17 protein-coding genes are annotated in these 21875 nt (G+C 48.7%); 7 read left to right on the top strand and 10 right to left on the bottom strand.

What is annotated here, in order from left to right:
* The first annotated feature begins 15 nt into the window (after positions 1 to 15).
* Positions 16 to 672, top strand: coding sequence for a 7-cyano-7-deazaguanine synthase QueC (gene queC, locus AT746_RS06380; protein ID WP_062484029.1), 657 nt, complete (start codon positions 16 to 18; stop codon positions 670 to 672).
* A 356-nt stretch (positions 673 to 1028) separates the two neighbouring features.
* Here queC and rplS read toward each other — a convergent pair whose 3' ends face one another.
* The 4 genes from rplS to rpsP are packed head-to-tail and all read right to left on the bottom strand — an operon-like array spanning position 1029 to position 2998.
* Complete coding sequence (gene rplS, locus AT746_RS06375; RefSeq protein ID WP_062484027.1) at positions 1029 to 1388, bottom strand: 50S ribosomal protein L19; 360 nt, start codon at positions 1386 to 1388, stop codon at positions 1029 to 1031.
* Positions 1389 to 1418: 30 nt separating this feature from the next.
* A complete protein-coding gene (gene trmD / locus AT746_RS06370; protein ID WP_062477978.1) occupies positions 1419 to 2198 on the bottom strand; it encodes a tRNA (guanosine(37)-N1)-methyltransferase TrmD in 780 nt (259 codons plus the stop codon).
* A complete protein-coding gene (gene rimM / locus AT746_RS06365) occupies positions 2198 to 2728 on the bottom strand; it encodes a ribosome maturation factor RimM (RefSeq protein WP_062477975.1) in 531 nt (176 codons plus the stop codon). Before rimM ends, trmD begins: the two co-directional genes overlap by 1 nt.
* A 21-nt stretch (positions 2729 to 2749) precedes the next feature.
* Positions 2750 to 2998: a 30S ribosomal protein S16 gene (gene rpsP, locus AT746_RS06360; RefSeq protein ID WP_062484025.1), complete on the bottom strand. Its 249-nt coding sequence runs from the start codon at positions 2996 to 2998 to the stop codon at positions 2750 to 2752.
* A gap of 200 nt (positions 2999 to 3198) precedes the next feature.
* Between rpsP and AT746_RS06355 the strand changes: the two genes are divergently transcribed.
* Positions 3199 to 4989 carry a GGDEF domain-containing protein gene (locus AT746_RS06355; RefSeq protein ID WP_197414336.1) on the top strand — a complete coding sequence of 597 codons (1791 nt, stop codon included), beginning with the start codon at positions 3199 to 3201 and terminating at the stop codon, positions 4987 to 4989.
* A gap of 339 nt (positions 4990 to 5328) precedes the next feature.
* Here AT746_RS06355 and ffh read toward each other — a convergent pair whose 3' ends face one another.
* Positions 5329 to 6711, bottom strand: coding sequence for a signal recognition particle protein (gene ffh / locus AT746_RS06350; protein ID WP_062477968.1), 1383 nt, complete (start codon positions 6709 to 6711; stop codon positions 5329 to 5331).
* Between the two features lie 283 nt (positions 6712 to 6994).
* Here ffh and AT746_RS06340 point away from each other — a divergent pair, with 283 nt between their 5' ends.
* Together AT746_RS06340 and AT746_RS06335 are read left to right on the top strand one after the other, a co-directional pair.
* Positions 6995 to 7789, top strand: a complete 795-nt coding sequence (locus AT746_RS06340) for a cytochrome C assembly family protein (RefSeq protein ID WP_156413642.1) — start codon at positions 6995 to 6997, stop codon at positions 7787 to 7789.
* A gap of 83 nt (positions 7790 to 7872) precedes the next feature.
* Entirely contained in the window at positions 7873 to 9174 is a 1302-nt protein-coding gene (locus AT746_RS06335; RefSeq protein WP_062477962.1) for an HlyC/CorC family transporter, read from the top strand.
* Here the strand turns inward: AT746_RS06335 and AT746_RS06330 are convergent.
* Entirely contained in the window at positions 9171 to 9383 is a 213-nt protein-coding gene (locus AT746_RS06330) for a hypothetical protein (RefSeq protein WP_062477960.1), read from the bottom strand. The genes AT746_RS06335 and AT746_RS06330 overlap by 4 nt on opposite strands.
* Before the next feature lie 85 nt (positions 9384 to 9468).
* Positions 9469 to 9933, bottom strand: coding sequence for a phosphohistidine phosphatase SixA (gene sixA / locus AT746_RS06325; protein ID WP_062477957.1), 465 nt, complete (start codon positions 9931 to 9933; stop codon positions 9469 to 9471).
* Positions 9934 to 10027: 94 nt separating this feature from the next.
* On the opposite strand from sixA, the gene AT746_RS06320 reads away from it, so the two are divergent.
* The 3 genes from AT746_RS06320 to AT746_RS19915 all read left to right on the top strand — a co-directional run bounded on the left by AT746_RS06320 (position 10028) and on the right by AT746_RS19915 (position 17932).
* Positions 10028 to 12796 (top strand): insulinase family protein, encoded by a 2769-nt coding sequence (locus tag AT746_RS06320; protein WP_062477954.1) that lies wholly within the window; start codon positions 10028 to 10030, stop codon positions 12794 to 12796.
* A 223-nt stretch (positions 12797 to 13019) separates the two neighbouring features.
* On the top strand, positions 13020 to 17468 hold the full coding sequence (locus AT746_RS06315) for an EAL domain-containing protein (protein ID WP_062477950.1): 4449 nt from the start codon (positions 13020 to 13022) through the stop codon (positions 17466 to 17468).
* A gap of 323 nt (positions 17469 to 17791) precedes the next feature.
* Positions 17792 to 17932 (top strand): hypothetical protein, encoded by a 141-nt coding sequence (locus tag AT746_RS19915; RefSeq protein ID WP_197414335.1) that lies wholly within the window; start codon positions 17792 to 17794, stop codon positions 17930 to 17932.
* Between the two features lie 70 nt (positions 17933 to 18002).
* On the opposite strand, the gene AT746_RS06310 is transcribed toward AT746_RS19915, so the two are convergent.
* The 3 genes from AT746_RS06310 to fadI form a co-directional block, all read right to left on the bottom strand.
* The gene (locus tag AT746_RS06310; protein WP_156413641.1) at positions 18003 to 18200 is read right to left on the bottom strand and encodes a hypothetical protein; all 198 of its coding nucleotides are present in this window, start codon (positions 18198 to 18200) and stop codon (positions 18003 to 18005) included.
* A 115-nt stretch (positions 18201 to 18315) separates the two neighbouring features.
* On the bottom strand, positions 18316 to 20436 hold the full coding sequence (gene fadJ, locus AT746_RS06305) for a fatty acid oxidation complex subunit alpha FadJ (protein ID WP_062477947.1): 2121 nt from the start codon (positions 20434 to 20436) through the stop codon (positions 18316 to 18318).
* 10 nt (positions 20437 to 20446) lie between these two features.
* A complete protein-coding gene (fadI, locus tag AT746_RS06300) occupies positions 20447 to 21772 on the bottom strand; it encodes an acetyl-CoA C-acyltransferase FadI (RefSeq protein ID WP_062477946.1) in 1326 nt (441 codons plus the stop codon).
* Positions 21773 to 21875: the final 103 nt, after the last annotated feature.

The following is a 21875-nucleotide window of genomic DNA, read 5'->3' as shown; positions in this document are numbered from 1 at the left end:
AAAGGCGCAACAGATATGACACAAAGAGCAGTAGTGATCTTTTCCGGCGGCATGGACTCTTTTACCGTACTTAACAAAGCATACCGACAAGGCTTGGAGCTCTATGCCCTGTCATTCGACTACGGTCAGCGCCATCGCAAAGAGCTCGATTATGCCAGAGCCGTCTGCCAGGAGTTGGGGATCGCCCACAAGATTGTGGATATCAGCGCTATCAACAGCCTGATCGGCGGTTCATCCCTGACCGATAACATGGAGGTGGCTGAAGGTCATTACGCCGCCGAGAACATGAAGAACACTGTGGTGCCCAACCGCAATATGATCTTACTCTCAATGGCGGTGGGTTATGCTGTTTCTCTTAACGCCTCACAGGTTTTCTATGGCGCCCACTCAGGGGACCATGCCATTTACCCCGACTGTCGGCCTGAGTTTGTGCATAAGATGAATGACGTTTGCGCGATTGCCAACTATGAACCGGTTGAAATCGCCTGCCCTTATCTGGACGTCAGCAAAACCGACATCCTTACCGATGGCCTGGCCATGGGGCTGGACTACAGTAAGACCTGGACATGCTATAACGGCAGAGAAAAAGCCTGTGGAAAATGCGGCGCCTGTAATGAACGACTAGAAGCCTTTGCTGAGAACGGGGCAACAGATCCGCTGGAGTATGAGTAATACCAATCAGATTAAATAATTGGTCAGCTTAGAGCGAGTCAGAAGGGCTTAGGTCAAGGCGGCGCTTCGCAGGCATAGTGGCTCTACGTCAAGGAGCGCCAACACAGAGATAAGCCCTTCTGACCGCTCCCCCGGGCGAGGCTAAAATGCCCCCTGGCTGTGTTATGGTCCTTTGATTTAGACCCACTAGACCTTCAGGACCATGCCTTGCCAGCAAGCATTTTAGCGCTCGCTAAGTGACCAATTATTTAGTCTGATTGGTATAAACTCTACAAGAGGAAACGCGAACTCCAGCCATTAAAAAGCCCGGCAATTGCCGGGCTTTTTGGTAAGTAATGTCAACGGGAAAATTTATCTTAGTTAAGCTTCTCTTTGATACGTGCAGACTTACCGCTACGCTCGCGCAGATAGTACAGTTTGGCGCGACGAACAGCACCACGACGCTTGACTTCAATTGAAGCCACCGCAGGACTGTGAGTCTGGAATACACGTTCAACGCCTTCACCGCTGGAAATCTTCCGTACGGTAAATGCAGAGTGCAGGCCACGGTTACGCTTGGCGATTACAACACCTTCGTAAGCCTGAAGACGCTCTTTCTCGCCTTCTTTAACCCGTACCTGAACGACTACGGTATCACCGGGGCCAAATTCAGGAACGTCTTTTTTCAACTGTTCTTCTTCAATACGCTTGATGATATCTTGATTGACTTTGCTCATCATAACCTCTCATCCTGGATTAACTGTCATCTAGCTGCAGGGCTTGCTGTTGTTATTCTCATTTAAGATGTCATTCTCATCTAAGAACTCTCGCAGCAAACGTTTCTGCTCCTCAGTCAGAGCCAGGTCGTTTAACAATTCAGGGCGTCGTTGCCAGGTTCTCCCCAGCATCTGTTTTAACCGCCACTGCCTGATTTTTTCATGGTTTCCTGATAACAACACTTCAGGAACCAGGCGACCGTCGAGGTTTTCCGGACGCGTATAGTGCGGACAATCCAACAGGCCTTCGTTAAAGGAGTCCTGCTCGGCGGATTGCTCATGACCCAGTACACCGGGCACAAAACGCGCTATCGCATCCATCAGCACCATGGCAGGTAACTCCCCGCCACTTAAGACATAATCACCGATAGACCATTCTTCATCTATCTCGGCTTGTATGACTCGCTCGTCGATGCCTTCATAGCGACCGGCAACCAGGATCAGGCTGTCCTGTTCAGACAATGCCCTGACCCCTTGCTGGTCAAGTTTCTTACCCTGAGGTGATAAATAAATCACCTTCGGGCATTTTCCGGCTGCCTGTCTGGCAGAACGGATAGCGTCTGTGAGCGGCTGCACCATCATCAGCATACCCGGACCACCACCATAAGGCCGGTCATCCACGGTACGGTGTTTATCCTGAGTAAAATCTCTTGGATTAAAACACGCTACTTCCAGCAGACCGGATTTTACCGCCCGACCGAATACACCCTGCTGAGTGAAACTGTCGAACATCTGCGGAAACAAACTGACTACCCCAAACCAGCGGGTCATCAGAAATCCGGTTCCCAGTCTACCTTAATGGTACGGGCCGCCCGATCCACTTGCTTTATCACCTGTTCAGGCAAGTAAGGGATCATGCGTTCTTTCTTGGCAAAAGCGTCTTTAAGATTGGCCTGCACGATCATGACATCGTTAGAGCCGGTCTCAAATAACTCACGGACTACACCCAGGTTATAACCTTTTTCAGTCACAACCTGCATACCCACAAGCTCACGCCAGTAAAACTCACCGGCTTCAAGTTCCGGCAGCTGCTCATTGCGGATACTGATTTCCAGATTCTTCAGTCTGTCGACCTGGTCTCTGTCTTCAATACCCACCAGCTTCGCCACCAGCCCCTTGCTTTGCTGACGCCATTGTTCCACCTGAACTTCCACTTGTTTGCCATCCTGACTAATCAGCCAGGGCGCGTAATCAAATATCCCTTCAGGGGTATCAGTATAGGCAGTGATCCTGGCCCAACCTTTCACACCATAAGGCGCTCCGATTTTGCCGACCACCAGAGTTTCAGACGCGTCACTCATCCTATACCTCAGTTATGCAGCTTAAGCTGCAGCTTTTGCATCTTTGACCAGACGAGTAACGCGGTCAGACAGGCTTGCGCCATGTCCTACCCAGTACTCAACACGGTCCAGATCCAAGCGCAACTTTTCTTCCTGACCTTGTGCAGTCGGGTTGAAAAAGCCGATGTTTTCAATAAAACGGCCATCGCGCGCACGGCGGCTGTCAGCCACCACGACCTGATAAAATGGACGCTTTTTTGCGCCACCACGCTGTAAACGAATAGTAACCATATGTGCCTCAAACTCGTTAAGCGTTGACATTAACTTACTTACCCTTACGACCGGCAGGTCGAAGGGCCGCAGTATTGTACGGATCTGGGGTGTGAATGCAAGGAAATAATTGGAGCGAAGCGTGCGGGGTAAGGGGTTATAATGTGTTTTTTCATTTGAGCAAGGTACAATCAGGTTTATCTGCAATAAAAATAAATAAGATGATGATGAATAAGGGATTGCTATTGGTAGCTCAGTTTATACTGGTGATTGGAACGCCAATAGCCCATGCTCAGGTGGCCGAACCTGTTGATGAATTTATTGAACGGACTAAAACCGTTACCTACGACTGTCCAAATCCGGACGACTTTGCCGAGCTTGAAAATCACTTAACATCCAATAACCTGACTCAGTCACAAAAGTTTGCGCTACTTGTGGAAAAATCACATTTTCTTATTTGTGACGGTAAGGCATCCGATGCGCAAAGGCTTTTGTTTGAGATTACCCGCGGAGAAGGTGTAGATAAGCAAAGCTATTTTTACGCCTCAGCGATCTATCAGATTGGATTTACATACGATCTTAAAGAGCAGCCACAGCGCTGTGAGTATTATGACCAAGCACAATCACTGGCTACAGAGAGGCACAGCGATATTTACCTGAGTGCTACCCTTGGTCTGATCACAAACTGTCGTATGGATCTGTCGGTAGGTGAACGTTTGGGCATGATGTTTAATGTTCTCGAACGCTATTCGAAAACCAATAATTATCAGGCCCTGGCTCACATTCATAACAGTATCGGTCTTATCTATGGCAACCTGCAGCAGCACGTCCTTGCCGCTGAACAATACCTTAAAGCCCACGAAATGGGGCTCAAAGTCTACACCGGAAGTAACCAGTTAACGATTTTGATCAGTGCCATCAGCTCGCTACTGGCAAGTGGTCAGTATGAACGCGCCATGCAAGCCATCAATGAATTTGAGCGGATAAACCGCGATGTTGCGACGCCACTGACCAATTACTTTTACTATCATGCTCTGACGGGCTACTACTATCGGACCGGTGATATTGAAAACCTCAAAGCCGAGCTACCAGCGCTGGAAAGGGCCGTGGAACCCTTATCTAACCCAGTTTATAAAGCGATGGTAATGTGGTACCAGGTTGTGCCATGCGTGTACGAACGAGATGAGGAGTGCGTAGCAGATTATCTTCATTCATTGCAGTCTATGCATCCTGCGGTGAAGCGCCATTTGGAAAGTAATCTCGACTATCTGAAGCTGATGGTTGACATGCAGATGGTGTTGAGAGACTGGCCGCAGGCCGAAAAGGCCTTTGATAAATACGCAAGCCGAAGCAGCGCTAACAATAAACACAGCCAGTCTTCGGCCAGTATTCTGGGGGTCGCCAACCTTTATTCCAAGATTTATTCTCTGGAATCTGAGATTGAACGAGCCCGGCGCATTAAGCGCACCATTGTTGGCGTCGGTATTGCGGCATTTCTGCTCTTCACGCTGACAATAACCTATTACCTGCGTAAAAAGCACCATGCGAAGTTAACCATCGATCCTGCTACAGGCTTATTGAACAGCGATGTTGCCGTGAGCCAGATTCAAAGAGTCCAGGCCCCGGAAAAAGGCAAAACCAATGCGCTGGCACTGCTTGATCTCAGTAATTTCAGGGAGCTCAACATGGCAGTCGGCCTGGCAAAAGGTAACGAGATACTAAGAGATATCTCAAAGACCTTACAAAAAGTCACCCGGGATACCGACATTCTTGGCAGATATGGGCCAGAGCAGTTTCTGTTATGTCTTCCTAATATTGAAGAGCAGAGTGCGATGCGTTTTTTTGACAGGTTGCAAAAGGAACTGGATGAAACCCGTATGGGGCCACCAAGCCATGACAGGATAAATGTCCGCTCCAGCATGAGTATCTTTATTGCAACCGAGAGGTGGTCAGATATGCAAAGCGTTCTGGATGAGTTGCTTCTGTCTATTAATATAAAATCCGATCATTAACCGGGCAGGCTTTTGTTTACAGAGATCCTGATGGCGAATCCCCCTCCCTTCTGCCATCTTCGCGTCCTTCGTGGTTGGAGGCTTTTAGAACACGAAGCGCACGAAGAGCACGAAGAGCACGAAGAAACCTGCTGGCAGCATGGATGGTATTTCAACCACTCTGATCCCTTTGATCTCAACGGCGTACTCCCTTCGCTTTTCTGCGCCCTCTGCGTCTCCGTGGTTAGTATTTCTTTTGTTCGTGCTTTAGGTGTGGTTCGTGGTCTGCTTTTTCTCGCGCTTCGTGGTGGGTAGTAGCAAAAATTGAGAGGGGCGGCTTGTCCTCACCCCTCACTATGATCAGCGCGGAAACATACCGCCCGGGCCGCCTGGACCACCTGGGGGCATCATGCCTTTCATACGTTTCATCATCTTGCCCATGCCACCGCCAGACATCTTCTTCATCATTTTCTGCATCTGGGTAAATTGCTTAAGCAGCCGGTTCACATCCTGAATCTGCGTACCCGAACCCGAAGCAATGCGGCGTTTTCTTGAGCCCTTAATAATTTCCGGGCGCTGGCGTTCACCGGGCGTCATAGAGTTAATGATGGCTTCCATCTGATTAAAGGACTTGTCATTAGCCTTGTCTTTAATCTGTGCCGACATATTGCCCATGCCCGGCATCTTGTCCACCAGCGACATCATACCGCCCATGTTGCGCATCTGTTCAAGCTGCTCTTTAAAATCCTGCAGGTCAAAACCTTTGCCCTTCTGGACCTTTTTGGCCAGTTTCTGAGCCTTATCTTTATCAACCTTGCGCTCAATCTCCTCCACCAGGCTGAGTACATCGCCCATGCCCAGAATACGGGAGGCAACACGATCCGGATGGAAAGGCTCAAGGGCATCGGATTTTTCTCCCATGCCTAAGAATTTTATCGGCTTGCCGGTAATATGACGCACAGAGAGCGCAGCACCACCTCTGGCATCGCCGTCGGCCTTGGTCAGGATCACACCTGTCAGTGGCAGTGCATCATTAAAAGCCTGTGCGGTATTGGCGGCATCCTGACCTGTCATGGCGTCCACCACAAACAGGGTTTCAATCGGCTGAATGGCCTGATGCAGGGCCTTGATCTCGCCCATCATCTTGTCATCAACGTGCAAACGGCCGGCGGTATCCACCAATAACACATCGTAGAACTGTTTACGTGCCTGCTCGATGGCGCCCTCTACAATATCAACCGGGTTCTGGTCGACACTGGAGGGATGGAAACCCACCTGAACTTCAGAGGCCAGGGTTTCAAGTTGTTTGATCGCCGCCGGGCGGTAAATATCGGCGCTGACCACCAGTACCTTTTTCTTTTCCCGCTCCCGTAAAAATCTGGCCAGCTTACCGATACTGGTGGTTTTACCGGCACCTTGCAGGCCCGCCACCATCACCACCGCCGGCGGCTTCGAAGACAGGTCCAGTTTCTCATTCGCCTGGCCCATAATGGCCTCAAGCTCTGACTGAACAATCTTGATAAACACCTGACCGGGATTAAGGCTTTTGCTGACCTCAATACCGACGGCCTTTTCCTTAACCTGGCCGATAAATTCCCGTACCACCGGCAAGGCCACATCGGCTTCCAGCAAGGCCATTCTGACCTCACGCAGGGTATCCTTGATATTATCTTCGGTTAACCTGCCCCGGCCGCTGATATTTTTAAGGGTTTTACCTAATCGTTCGCTCAGATTCTCAAACATCTATTTTTCCTGACTTACCACCTTTGTGTCTTGACACAAACACAACAGGCTCAAAGAATGATTTTTATGCTGCAAAGTATACCTAAGTCCGTCGCGAATCTATATACGGCAATGAAGGATGTAATCAAATCATCCGCATATCACCACTGGTTTAGCCTGAACTCAGGGGATATACTTGGCACAGAAATTAACTGGCTAAGCAATCAGTTATACTCAATTAACTTAAAAGTATGGAAATCAGCGGGAGAAAAAAGCGCCTTATGCTGCTAAAGGAGAATACCGCATGTTGATACTGGCACTGGCCGTTTGTGCTCTTTACCTGATCGCCACAGGCCATATCAGCGCCAGATTATTTCACCATGAAGGGCCAAAACATAAGCTGTCAATCCTGGTGGGAAGTCTTGCAGTAATAGCCCACCTGGTGCTGGTGCTCGACGGTATATTCAGTGGCTCCGGCCAGAATATGAGTATCCTTAACGTAGCGTCACTGGTGGCGTTGATGATTACCCTGTCGATGACTATCGCCTCATTCAGTCTGCCCAATGCCCTGCTCCTGCCGATGGTGTACGGTTTTGCAGCAATAGTGGTGTTGATCAATCAGCTCATTCCCGATTCCTATGTGATATATATCGATATGCGCCCGGCACTGATTGCTCATATCACCCTGGCATTGTTTGCCTATGGCTGTCTGATGATCAGCATGTTATACGCGCTGCAGCTGTCCTATATTAATTTCAGGCTGAAACACAAACAGGTATCGCTGCTGCACTCCTCACTGCCGCCACTGATGATAGTGGAAAGGATCTTCTTCAGATTGCTGCTGATCGGCACGGCGATACTCACCCTGTCGCTGATCAGCGGCTTTGTGTTTCTGGATGATATGTTTGCCCAGCATCAGGCCCACAAAACCCTGCTGTCACTGATTGCCTGGCTGCTGTTCAGCATTTTGCTACTTGGCCACCATAAACTGGGCTGGCGCGGCAGACCCATCATCATCGGCACAGTGACTGGCGCATTGATTCTGACTCTGGCATATTTTGGCAGTCGGTTCGTAAAAGAAGTTTTGCTGGGAATGTGATGGCAAGTTTGGCACACTCCCTGGTCTGATGAGAAGGGCATGGCTGTTAGCAGCCGGTTCAGAAAACTAAACAGGAATCCTTTTTGGACGAAATCACCACCGGTTCGCTATTTATTCTGCTGACCGTCTTAATTGTACTCTCTGCATATTTCTCCAGCTCGGAAACCGGCATGATGTCGATAAACAGATATCGGCTCAAGCATCTGGTTAAAGAAGATCACAGCGGCGCCAGGAGAGTGCATAAACTGTTGCTAAGACCCGATCGGCTGATCGGTCTCATTCTTATTGGCAACAATCTGGTCAATATCGCAGCGTCGGCAGTGGCAACGATCATTGGGATGCGACTGTTCGGGGATATTGGTATCGCTATTGCGACCTTTGCACTGACACTAGTGATACTGGTGTTTGCAGAGGTTACCCCGAAAACCCTGGCAGCGCTGTATCCTGAAAAAATATCCTTCCCAAGCTCTTTTATTCTTTTACCTCTGCTGAAAATCTTCTATCCGCTGGTCTACATCATCAACGGTTTTACCAACGGCATTTTAATCCTGTTTCGAATCAACCCGGCCAGCAGTGGTGGAGACAGCCTCAGTCGTGAGGAACTTCGCACCGTCGTACATGAGGCGGGCGCCATGATCCCCAAACAGCACCAGGAGATGTTGGTGGGCATACTGGATCTGGAAAAAGTCACCGCCGAAGACATCATGATCCCAAGAAATGAGATTGTCGCTATTGATGTTAACGATGACTGGAAGTCTATTCAAAAGCAGTTGTTTCATTCGCAGCACACTCGGGTATTGTTATATCGCGACAATATTGATGACGCTGTTGGCTTTTTGCATATGCGCGACGCGCTTAAATTACTGACTAAAGATGAGTTTTCCAAAGCCAGCTTACTGAGGGCGGTACGGGAAATTTATTTCACCCCTGAATCTACTCCTCTGCATACACTGTTATACAAATTCCAGGCGGCCAAAGAGCGCATCGGTCTGGTAGTAGACGAGTATGGAGATATTCAGGGGCTGGTAACGCTGGAAGATATTCTCGAAGAGATTGTGGGTGATTTCACCACCACTATTTTGCCCACACACAGCAAAGAGGTGAATCTTGAGTCAGACGGCAGTGTGCTGGTTGATGGCAGCGCCAATATCCGCGACCTCAACAAAGAAATGGGTTGGCAGTTCCCCACCGAGGGCCCAAAAACACTGAATGGCTTAATCATTGAGCATTTTGAGGAAATTCCCCAGGTGAATCTGTGCTGCAGGATCGCAGGTTACCCACTGGAGATCATTGAAAACAATGAGAATATGGTGAAATCTGTACGCGTAATGCCAACCTTTTATCAGACCCCAACTGACAATAAGGCAGAAAATCAGAACAACTAGTCTTTGTTTTTCTCCGAGGCGGATTGTGCGGCCCTGTCAGCCTCTTCCCTGCGTTTGAGAATAATGGACTTGAGTCGCTCAACATTATCGTTCAGGCGCGTTAAACCACTGAAGATATCTTCCAGTTCTTTATCCCGCACCAGATCTGACTGCTCAATATGATTTTCCAACACCTGCTGCAAATAAGCAGGTAGTGTTTTACCTGACATGCCTCTCCCCTCCTCTGCTCTTTATCGGAAGTCGCCCGCGAAGCTGAAGAAAAAGTTAGCAATTTGTTCAGGGTTAACAACTTTGTCAGGGAATATACTGACGAACCAGATTAGCCTGTGCCGAGCTGACATCAAAACTGAGTTCGGCGACACCGGCCGTTGCAAAGAGCAACGAATGCTGTTGCTGGCACAGAGCATCAACCAGAGCGCTGACAAAAGGCATATGGCTGACAATAAGTATACTGGTCAGCTCTGGCCGGGTTTCAATCAACGCCCGAAGGTAGTCACGAAAGTCTGTCGCATCGCCATAAGGGGTTACATCTTCGGTTTGCATCACTTCTGTCACCGGCACCTGACGCTGCACAGACCTGAGCGTTTGCCGCGCCCGGACATAGGGACTGACAATAGCCAAACTGACCTGTTCAGCACTCTGGCTAAGCCACTTGCCCGTAGCAACAGACTCGGCTTGCCCCAGGGGCGTAAGCTCCCGGCTGGCATCCTGGGAAAAACGGCTTTGTGCCTCACCATGACGCATAATGAAGATTTGCATTAACTTGAAATATCCTGAAAACTGCAATGGAGTTGCAATTGCATAGATTATCCTATTTCATAACCTGTAAACACCCCCGAAGGCATGACAACTGGTGATTCAAAGCAAACATGATCAATGCCGCTACCAGCATTTAACCCTGGCTAATGGCTTGCGCGTTTTACTGGTAGAAGACACCGACACCAGAAAGTCTGCGGTTTCGGCAACTATTGCTATGGGACACTTTCAGGATCCCGCAGACTGCGAAGGTCTGTCACACCTGCTTGAACATATGCTGTTTCTGGGATGTGAAGGCTATAACAGCCCCAACCATCTGGCGGATTACCTGTCTTCATGGGGGGGACATGTTAATGCCTGGACGGGTACTGAACACTCAAGCTTTTATTTTGATGTGCTGACACAAGGTCTGGAACCCGCACTGGCCCAATTTGCTGCGATGCTGCAACGCCCTGAGTTTTCCGCCACTAATATTGAATCTGAAACGCAGTCCATTGACGCGGAATTCCGTCTCAAACAACAGGACGACCTGCGCTGCCTGTACCAGGTACACAAAGAAACCTGTAATCCTGAGCATCCTTTCAGCAAGTTTTCGGTCGGCAACCTGCAGGTTTTTTCCCGCTTCAGCAGCTCTGAGCTGAAAAACATGCTGGAGACAATGCACACTGAACATTATCGGGCCAGCAATATCACTCTGTGTGTGGTTTCCGATTTACCCCTCAGTCAGAGCAAGAGCATGGTATGCAACTATTTTGAGTCTATATCTGGCGGACAAGAAGCCTCTGCGCCCAACGAATTGCCGCCACTGTATTTACCCGAGCAGCTCGGATTAATTCTCAAAGTGGTGCCGATTAAGACCGCCAGACGGATGATCGTCACCTTTGCCCTGCCCGATGTACAACCCTATTACCGCAGCAAACCGCTCTATCTGCTGAGTCATCTGATTGGGGACGAAGGTCAGGGCAGCCTGCTTTATCATCTTAAAAAACAAGGCCTGGCGACCAATCTAAGTGCCGGCGGTGGCATTCAGGGTAGCAATTTTAAAGACTTTAATATTAACCTTCAGCTGACTGCGCAAGGAGCCGAACAGTGGCCAAAAGTATTGTCAGATGTTTTCGCCTATCTGCAATTAATCAAAACTGAGGGGGTCAGCCCCTGGCGATTCGATGAAAGAAAACAGTTCAATCAACTGGCCTTCGACTTTCATGATAAACCCAAAGCCATGGATATGGCATCAAACCTTTCCGTACAAATGCATCATTATCCTGCTGAGCATGTCCTGATAGGAGACTATCTGATGGAGAGCTATGAGCCGGAGCTGGTCAGCTCATTACTGGCACAGATGAATCCGGATAATATGCGTTTGAAACTGATTATGCCGGAGCTGAAAACGAACCGGGAGGCTCGCTGGTACTCTACCCCGTATGCCGTAGAGAAACTCTCCGCGCCTCTGCGCCAACAATTGCTTGATGCCCCGGTGCCTGCGTCAATGAAGCTGCCAGAGGCCAATCCTTATCTTTGCGTACGCACCGAGCCCGGACGCGCCAATCCCGAATTCCATCTGCCACAGCCACTGATTAGTGACAAGGGCTTCAAATTCTGGTTTGGTCAGGACCCCGATTTCAAACAGCCAAAGGGGGAGCTGTATCTGTCCTTCGACAGCGGCGCCATTGAGAACGATCCTGAGTTGCGGTGCTATAAACGTATCTGGACCAGCATTGTGCAGGAAAAACTCAGCCAGAATTATTATCAGGCCATGATCGCCGGGCTGAATTTTCATTTTTATGCGCATCAGGGAGGCTTTTCCCTGCATACCAGCGGCTTTAGTGACAGACAGTTTGAGTTGGCTGAGAAAATGCTGCTGGATGTGATCCGGTTTGACTTCAGCGACAGCCAATTTGAACGGGCCAGAGCAAGACAATGGCAGGCGATGCAGAATAACCTGCTGAACAAACCAATCAACAGGCTATTTACCCGCCTGTCAGTACTGTTGCAGCCATTGTCAGACTCACCTCTGGAGATGCTGCCAATTCTGGACTCAGCCACTCCAGACACCATGCGGACAATGCAAGGTCGTATTTTAGAGAAGATGCACCTCGATGGTTTTGCCTACGGCGACTTCACAGAAACCGAGGCACGTCAGTTTGCCGATAACATAAATACAAAAGTGCTGAGAGACGTACAACCTATGTCTGCCATTGCGCGCCGGATTGTCAGTCTCGAGTCTGCACAGCGGTATCTTTTGCCGGTGCGCTGCCAACCTGGCGAGAATGCGGTATTGCTTTATCTGCAATCTCCGGATAACAGCATTACCAGTATCGCCAGCACGATACTTACTGAACAGTTGCTGGCCGGCCCCTTTTTCAACCAGCTACGCACTGAAAAACAACTGGGCTATGTAGTGGGTTCAGGATATATGCCCTATAACCAGCACCCCGGTGTTGGCTTTTATATTCAGTCACCAAATTACTCACTGGAAGAGCTGGTGATGCACATTGACGACTTTTTACTTAAAGGACCCGAGCTGATGCTGTCTATAGCAGAACAGGAATGGCAAGGGGTTAAGTCCAGTATCAGCAAACAATTAATCGCCCGTGACACCAGTTTATCGATGCGCAGTCAGCGTCTGTGGCTTGCGATTGGCAATCAGGACTATGAGTTCAATCAGCAACACAGATTAAGTGCTCAAATTCAGGATATCAGCAGGGCGCAAGTGGCCGATTTTTTCAGACAGCAGATCAACAAAGAGCATCCCGCTCAGGTATTGCTTTATAGCCAACCCACCCAACTCAGCCACACTTCACTGGCAGGGCAAATGATCAGCAATATGACCAATTTCAAGGCAAATGCCGCTCTGGTGCCATAAAGCCCCTGCTTTTAGCAGCATATTCTTTGACTTGCATGCCAACATCTTTTACTTTAGGAAGCCTTACGCCTTATGCGCAGCGGGATAGCGCGATCTATATTCGGGTTAAGGATGACTGAAGGTGAAACACTAAAATTATTATAAAAAGCAGCGTACGCTGCCACAAAGGTGTCCTTTGCGTGTTTCGTTGACTAATCTGGCTTGTTTATTGTCAGTTCTGACTATGCTCGGCTGTTATCCCCTGACAGCCGCTGCCACAACGGATATTTCTGCGCTGCAATTTGACAATTACTCTGTCGCCGAGGGCCTTACCCAATCTACTGTTATCGATATTATTGAAGACAAACAAGGTTTTATCTGGGTTGCCACTGCTGACGGACTTAATCGTTTCGATGGTTATAAGTTTAAGCAGTATCGTCATAATCCGGATGATCCTTCCAGCCTGCCGAATAAGTTTGTACGAAAATTGTTTATCGACCAAAAGGAAAGATTGTGGGTAGGTACCGAAAAAGGACTGGCCCGCTACTCCCCAGATAGTGATAATTTTCGCCGTTACACCAGCCAAAACAGTAACCTAAAAGGTGGGAAGATTTGGACAATCACAGAAACCTCAGAACAGACTCTGTGGATCACTGATGAATCCCATATTTACGAATATCATGAACAATCTGATAATTTCAGTATTGTTAACTTGGCAGGAACCGAGCATTTTCCCGAAATAACAGTAGTCAAAGAAGAACACAACCGATTGTTGTTAGGAAGTTATGGTCATGGAATCCGGATCCTAGACCAAATTGACAATAAACTATATGAGTTGAATGGCGATAATCCATGGGAACTCGTCATACCAGCACGCACTCTACTTGATGTCTTAAAAGTTGATAACCAACTCTGGCTGGCAACAGAACAGGGGGTTTTTGTGCTGGACAAGAATCTGAAATTGGTAAAATCTCTTAGCCCTCTGTCATCCCCCTCATTACCAGGTTATACAGTGCGCACTCTGGCACAAGGACAAAATGGAGATATCTGGATTGGTACCACGGAAGGTCTAAGCATATTAACCCCTGACACAAATAACAGTCTGACCATCGGTCAGAATAACGACGCTTTGGTATCTCTGCGCAGCCGATATATTTTTAGACTGTTTGTTGATAGCAAAGGTAGTCTATGGCTGGGTAGTTATTCCGGTGGTCTACACAGATTTAATGAGAACGCCGCCTTTATTAAACATTATGAATCCATCCCCCAAAGTAATATCGCGTTGTCTGACAACATGGTATGGGCACTGTCGGAGTCGGGAGATGGTAATATCTGGATAGCTACACAATTTGGTGGACTTAACCTGTTTGATCCTAATACGGGTGAGTTTACACATTTCCTAAAGGACTTTTCTCACTCTATTTGGGATATGTCGATCGATGAGAAAGACAGAATCTGGTTGGCAACAATTGATGGCGTGTTTGTTTATCAACTGGCAAAAGATAAAGCTCCTGTTCAGGTAAAGCATCTTCTGGCCGGCGAATTAATTGAAAATATCAATTTGGCAGCTAACAAAGCATGGTTATCATCCGCCGGAACGGTTACCTCCATCTCACTGGAGGATTTCGAAGTAGAGCGTGTGCAGGTTGCTAACAGCAAGGGGCAACTAGTAAAACCTGACATAGTGGACAGCAAAGGAAATGTGTGGCTGATATCTAACAGCAACATAAGCTTGTTTAATCTGGAGACCCAACAGTTCAATCATTTACTCACTCAATCAGTTCAGGATTCATCACCTTTCTCTAATGCAAATTCAGTAATTGAGGGCGATAACTATTTCTGGGTCTCAAGCCTCAAAAGTGGTTTGTACAAACTGGATAAAGAGACATACCAACCGGTTCAGCATTTTAATAAAGATAACGGCTTGTCTGATAATGTGGTGCTGACCATGTTATTAGATAAAGAATATTTATGGGTGGCAACCTTCCGGGGGATAGACCAGATAGCCCTTAGGGATGGCAAAATAGTCCGGCATATTTCAAGGGCGCAACTCGATTACAATGAACTGAATGAGTCAGCCGGGCTGATTACCAGAAATGGCAATATTCTTTTTGGCGGCACCAATGGCTTTCATGTATTCAGGCCGGAAAGGCTTTCAGATTCAGTTAAAGCCACCGACTTGAAACCAACGATTACTGAATTGCAGATTCTTAATCAGCAGGTAGGACTTAATGATATTGGCAGTCCGCTGGACAAGCCTATTCACCGCACAACGGAACTGACGCTTGAGAATAACGCCTCCCCGTTTTCGTTCGGGTTTGCCCGGATTAACCCCGTCAACGCCAATTCCATCAACTATCGCTATCAGATGCAGGGGCTGTCTGATCAGTGGCTGGAAGCGGATAATCGCATTCGCCAGGCCAGTTTTACTAATCTGGGATTCGGAGACTATGTTTTCAAAGTTCAGGCCAGAGAGCTTGACGGTCCCTGGTCTGAGGCTACGGCGCTAAAAATACGCATTAAGTCGCCATTGTGGCTGCACCGCTATGCACTGATTATTTATGCCCTGTGTGGCTTTTTAATCCTCAGCTATTGGTACAATCAATATCAGCACCGTAGGAATAGTCAGAAGCGAGTACAGGACAGTGAAGAGCGTCTGAAGCTGACGCTGTGGAGCAGCGGCGACGAACTCTGGGACTGGGATATCCCCAAAGGGGAAGTTTTCCGTTCCAATATCTGGGGTATTATGGATTTTCCACAGGATAATCAACGGGTAGTCACCGAGTTACCCTCAAATATTCATCCCTCAGATATCTCCAGAGTCCGTGAGACACTGGCTGAACACCTGCAGGGACAGAGTGAGTTTTATGAAATCACCTACCGGGTAAAGAACTTCAGCGGAAAGTGGGTCTGGTTACTCGACAGGGGTAAAGTCGTTACCTGGTCAGCGGACAAGAAGCCGTTGAGAATGACAGGCACCCTGAAAAATATCAGTCATCTTAAAGAAGCAGAAGAGCAGCTTCGCCTGTTTAAACGCTCTATCGAAACCATTTCAGACGGCGTTTTTATTACCGACACCAGTTTCAGAATCGTTTCTGTGAATCAGGCTTATTGTCATCATACCGGTGAGACTAAACAAAAAGCCCTTGCCAGTTATCTGAATTTCGAGCAGTACCCGCCAGCCTTCACCGAAGAGGTGCGCAAGGCGCTGAAACAGAAAGGCAACTGGAGTGGTGAAATTGAATCAACACGCCATGGTAATGAGCGTTATGAGATCGATCTCAATATCGACGCCATTCATGATGAAAATGGTAATGTCAGTCACTTTGTCGGTGTGTTCTCCGACATCACCTCGCGCAAGCAGACAGAAAAAGAACTGTTGCAGCTGGCCAACACCGATACGCTGACCGGCCTGCCAAACCGTTCATTTTTCCAGGCCAGCCACCAGAACCTGATCAGGCGCACCACCTCTCATGCCCTGATTTGTATGGATATGGATAATTTCAAAAAGATTAATGATTCCATGGGACATCAAACCGGCGATTTGCTGATTAAACAGATCGCCAACAGATTGCAGAAGATTACCGGTACCAGCTCCACCTGTTACCGTCTCGGTGGCGACGAATTCAGCATTCTGATTGAAAACACTACCGATGTGCACCGCATCACCCATCTGGCACAGAGTATTCTGGATGATATGGCACGCTCTTTTGTCATCAATCGTCAGGAGTTCGTTTTGGGTGCCAGTCTGGGTATCGCTTTTTACCCGGAGGATGGCAAAACCCCGCAGGAACTGTTGAAAAATGCCGATACCGCCATGTATTTTGCCAAGAATGCCGGCGGCAATAAGTACCAGTTTTTCAGTGGTGAAATGAATCAGAATGCGGTACGCCAGTTGCAGATAGAGAACCTGATCAGACATGGAATTAAAGAAGATCTGTTCAGTGTCTATTATCAGCCCAAGGTCGATATTGCTTCGGGTCAGTTAGTCAGCATGGAAGCCCTGGTGCGTTTCGAACATCCGGAAAAAGGCATTGTCAGCCCGGATCAGTTTATTCCGCTGGCCGAAGAGACCGGACAGATTATCGATATCGGTGATATTGTACTGCGCAAGGCCTGCGAGCAGACACAGGAGTGGGTTAAGAAAGGGCTGTTCACCGGCCGGGTCGCCATCAATATTTCTGCCCGACAGTTTGAGCTGCCGGACCTGGATCGACGTATTGAGCAAGTGCTAAAAGAAACCGGCTTGTCGGCACTGCACCTGGAATGCGAGATCACCGAAGGGACCCTGATGCAGCATCCTGAGCAGTCGCTGCAGCTGATGCAGCGCCTTCGTGAAATGGGTATTCATCTCGCCCTGGATGATTTCGGTACAGGCTATTCATCCCTGGCCTATCTTAAGCGCTTCCCGCTGAACACGCTTAAGATAGATAAAGCCTTTATTGATGAAATTGCCACCAGCTCTGTGGACAGGCATATGACCAGTGCGATTATCACTATCGCCCATAACCTTGGCCTTAAGGTTGTGGCAGAGGGCGTAGAAGAAGAACAGCAGCTAAGTATATTGCGTCGTTATGAGTGTGAGATGCTACAAGGCTACCTGTACAGCAAGCCATTAAGCGCAGAGCGCTTTACCCGACTGTTGATTGAAAATCGCCACCTGTCCAAGCTGATAAAACAACAAAATCTCTGAACTGATACCGGGCTCCCGGATTTCCTCTGCTATTGCTTCTGACAAAGCGGTCAAACCTTGCCGCATCAGCCACTTTTCATCCCTCCCCCTGAAATACTTTGCCTCTGAGAAAAATCATCATAGGAGTCAAACCGTTGCCATTGCGCGCCTGAACAGGATTAGCGTCACTGACGGGATTTTGACAGCTTTAAAAAATGCAACCCTGATAACCATACCTTTGTATACATTTCAATAAGTTACAACACCTGGCACAGCTTTCGCTATGTATTTGCCGGCAGCTGACAACAGCTGTTAAGAATAATTAACCCGATTGGAGAGAAATCATGTTGAAAGCTTATGCAATGGCTCTTGTTATGACTACTGCCGCCCCTGTTGCTGATAAAGCGGCCGATGGTGCCAAGAAGCAGGTACAGACTCAGGCTCCTGCTACCCAGATCTGGAAGCCAGGTTCAGTGCGCATATAATGCAAAGCTTGTTGTTCGGGATTGCCTGAATAGCAGAAGAATTCAAAAAAGAGAGCCTGGCTCTCTTTTTTTATGCTCGCAGATAAGCGCAGCTGAAACTCCGCACCCGGCGAAGCGCCATACGTCTTTTTACATTAAACAGCGGCAAAACCAGGGGCCCGAACACCAGCCCGGCCAATCCCCAGCGTTTGGCACTCAGGCCACTGCGAAAACTTTCTACATAGCAAAATAACGCCGAAACCAGACAGGCCAATAATCCGATAATCATAATCTGCATCCGAAAAAGAAAAAGGCTGCCTGTGTGATCACAGGCAGCCTTATTATACCAATCCGAACTTATTTTTTAGTTCTTTATTCGTTAAAGCTATGTTAAGAAGAGGTTGCTAGTAAAAACCTTTTCCCTCATCGGCCATGCTCCTGAGTGATGCGGCTGGAGCAAAGCGGTCACCATAGAGCCCCTGGTAATGTTCCAGCCTTGCCACCACATGATCGATTCCCAGGCTATCCATATATCTGAATGGGCCGCCCAAAAACGGTGGGAAGCCAATACCGAAGATGGCGCCGATATCGCCGTCCCTGGGACTGCGAATCACATCCTCATCCAGACACATTGCCGCTTCATTAAGCATCAGCAAAATACAACGTTCGGCTATCTGCTCGTGGCTGAATTGCTGTGAAGGTGACAAACCAAGCAAACTGTATACAGACTCATCCACTTCCTTGCCTGGCTTCTTACCGCTGTAGAGATACAGGCCCTTCTTATTCTTTTTACCCTTACGGTCGTCGGCTAACAGCTTGTCAAACGCATCAGGCGCCTTAAACCTGTCGCCCAGTTCTTCTACCAGTATGGGAGAAATCTTGGCACCGATATCAATTCCCACTTCATCCAACAATTTCATCGGGCCAACCGGAAAACCAAAGTTGAGTAATGCTTTATCTATCTGCTCAATGGGCTCACCGCTTAGCAGCACGTTAGCCGCCTCGTTCATATAGGGTGCAAGAATACGGTTAACATAGAACCCTGCGCCGTCCTTTACCACTATCGGTGTCTTGCCCTGCTTACGGGCAAAATCTACTGTGGTGGAAATAGTCTGATCGTCTGTTCCCGGATGAGGAATCACCTCTGCCAACGGCATTTTATCCACGGGTGAAAAGTAGTGCAGTCCAATCACCTGCTCAGGCCTTTTTGCCTCAGCGGCGATTTTGCCAATCGGGATGGAAGAGGTATTAGTAGCAAAAATCGTCTTTTCATGACAATTTTCTTCGATATCGGCCACCATCTGTTGCTTAAGTTTGAGATCTTCAAATACCGCTTCGATCACAATATCCACATTCTTAAAACCGGAATAATCCGTGCTGCCTGTCAGCAGTGACAATTGCTTCTGCATTTCTGATTTACGCATAAAGCGCCGTTTGACCTTCTTAATCAGCAGGTCATAGCTGTATTTGATGGCATTGGCGATACCTTCGGAGCGTATGTCTTTGATCCGCACCGGTAAACCGGCTTTAGTCGCGGTGACATAGGCTATTCCGCCCCCCATCAGGCCGCCACCAAGCACCGCTGTTCTGTGCAATGACCCAGGTTCAACCCCTTCAACACCGGTTTCTTTCTTCATTTCGGTGGTAGCAAAGAAGATATTGCGTAACTGTTTTGATTCCGGTGTCATCACCAACTGACCAAAATAGCGGGCTTCTTTCTCATAGCCTCTGGAGCCACTGACCCCTGCCTCTATGCAGTCAATGATGCGCTCAGGGGCTGGGTAATTGCCGCGGGTCTTAGTCAGCGTCTTCTTGCGCGCCTGCTTAAACAAAAAGTTACGCCCAAAGGGGGTGCGTTCAAGAACCTGATTCATCAGGCTGAGTTTGGGCCCTTCACGATTGGGCTTGCGTTTTTTAGCAAACTGCACCGCTACATCCATCAAAATTGACAGCGGCACCGCATCATCCACCAGACCATCCCGCTTCGCCTGTTTAGGCCTCAGCTGTTTACCCGTCAGCATCATGGTCATGGCTTTCTGTATGCCAATAAGTTTCGGCAAACGTTGAGTACCACCGGAGCCCGGCAACAAACCTAACTGCACTTCCGGCAGGCCCATGGCGGTCTTATCTTCATCACTGCAGATGCGATAGTGACAGCACAGAGCCAGTTCCAGTCCTCCGCCTAAGGCGGGGCCATGAATTGCCGCCACCACCGGAATTTTCATATTTTCGATACGCTGGAACATCTGCTGACCGGAGCGGGACAACTCTTCTGCATCCTCGGCGGACTGGCAGTCAGCTAACATGCTGATATCAGCCCCAGCGACAAAAGAGCCGGATTTGCCACTGGCAACGACCAGCCCCTTAACGCCCGGATCTTTATCAATTTCATCCAGTTGTTCGGATATTTGCTCGGCGAATTCGGCCTTGAGGGTGTTCATGCTTTCACCGGGTACATCCATGGTCAGGATGGCAATACCGTCTTCACGACGCGATAAACTAAACGCACTCTTATTTGTTGACATTATTGCCTCCTTATTCCGTTTCCAGAATCATGGCAGCCCCCAGGCCCCCTGCAGCACAGGCGGTAACCAGACCGGTTCCGCCGCCACGACGATTCAGTTCATTTAACATTTGGGTAATCATTCTTGTACCGGTAGCAGCAAAGGGATGGCCATAAGCGATAGAGCTGCCCATCACATTAAATTTATCCATATCAATTTCGCCGGTGGCCTTGTTCCGCCCGAGCTTTTCCTTTGCAAAGGTATTACTGGCAAACATTTTTATGTTGGCCAGAGTTTGTGCAGCAAAGGCTTCATGCATCTCGATCAGGGTCAGATCCTTTAAGGTCATGCCTGCCCGGTCCAGGGCGATGGGCGTGGCGTAGGAGGGCCCCATCAGCATATCGTGCCACACATCTATGGCCGAAAACGCGTAACTGCGAATATAGCCCAGCGGCGTATAGCCCAATTCTTTGGCGCGGCTCTCTGTCATCATCAGCACTGCCGAAGCGCCATCGGTCAGCGGCGTCGCATTGGCAGCAGTCACGGTACCGTATTTACGGTCAAACACAGGTCGCAACTTGGCGTAGCTTTCCAGTTTGGAGTCGAAGCGCACATTATTATCCTGCTCCAGCGCGCCTTTATAGGGTTCGGCATAGGCGGTCATCACTTCGTCTTTGAGTTTGCCCTCCTCCCAGCTTTTCGCTGCATTTCTGTGAGAGCGATGCGCCAGCGCATCCTGATCTTCGCGACTGATTTGATGGGTTTTAGCCATCTGTTCAGCCGTATCCCCCATAGAAAGCCCGGTAGAATACTCCGCCACAGCCGGCGGTACGGGTAACAGATCTTTAAAGCCAAGACGCTTGATCACATTCCACTTCTGCCCCAGTGTTTTAGTTTTTTGCAGATCCACCAGAGCCCTGGCCAGATTCTTTGAAACCCCGATAGGCGACACGGAAGTAGAATCGGCACCACCAGCCAGCCCCACCTGAATATTGCCCGCCATCATCGACTCGGCAATGTTGACTGTAGCCTGAAAACTTGTCGCACAGGCCCTGGAAACACTATAAGCATCGGTATGTACCGACATGCCGGTACCCAGTACGATTTCTCTGGCAATATTCGGCGCTTCGGGCATTTGCACGACCTGCCCATAGACCAGTTGTTCTACCAGCTTAGGGTCGACATTAGCCCTGACCAACATTTCATTGACCACCATTTTGCCGAGATCGACGGCCGGAACACCGTGAAAGTAGGTGGCCATCTTCGCAAAAGGGGTGCGTAATCCGCTGACAATGGCTATGCGATCGCCTTTTTGGGTCGCCACACGGGGTGCAGCTGATTTTTTGCTGGTAGGCATAAAAGATCCTTATATAGTGGTCTGACCTGTTAGGTGGTGATTGTACTCTTTAGCAGGTAAATTTCAAATTCTAGTACAAGGATCTACTAATAGCGTGCGGATA

Source organism: Lacimicrobium alkaliphilum, assembly GCF_001466725.1.
Taxonomy (GTDB): Bacteria; Pseudomonadota; Gammaproteobacteria; order Enterobacterales; family Alteromonadaceae; genus Lacimicrobium; species Lacimicrobium alkaliphilum_B.
This window is presented reverse-complemented; position numbering and strand designations above follow the sequence as displayed.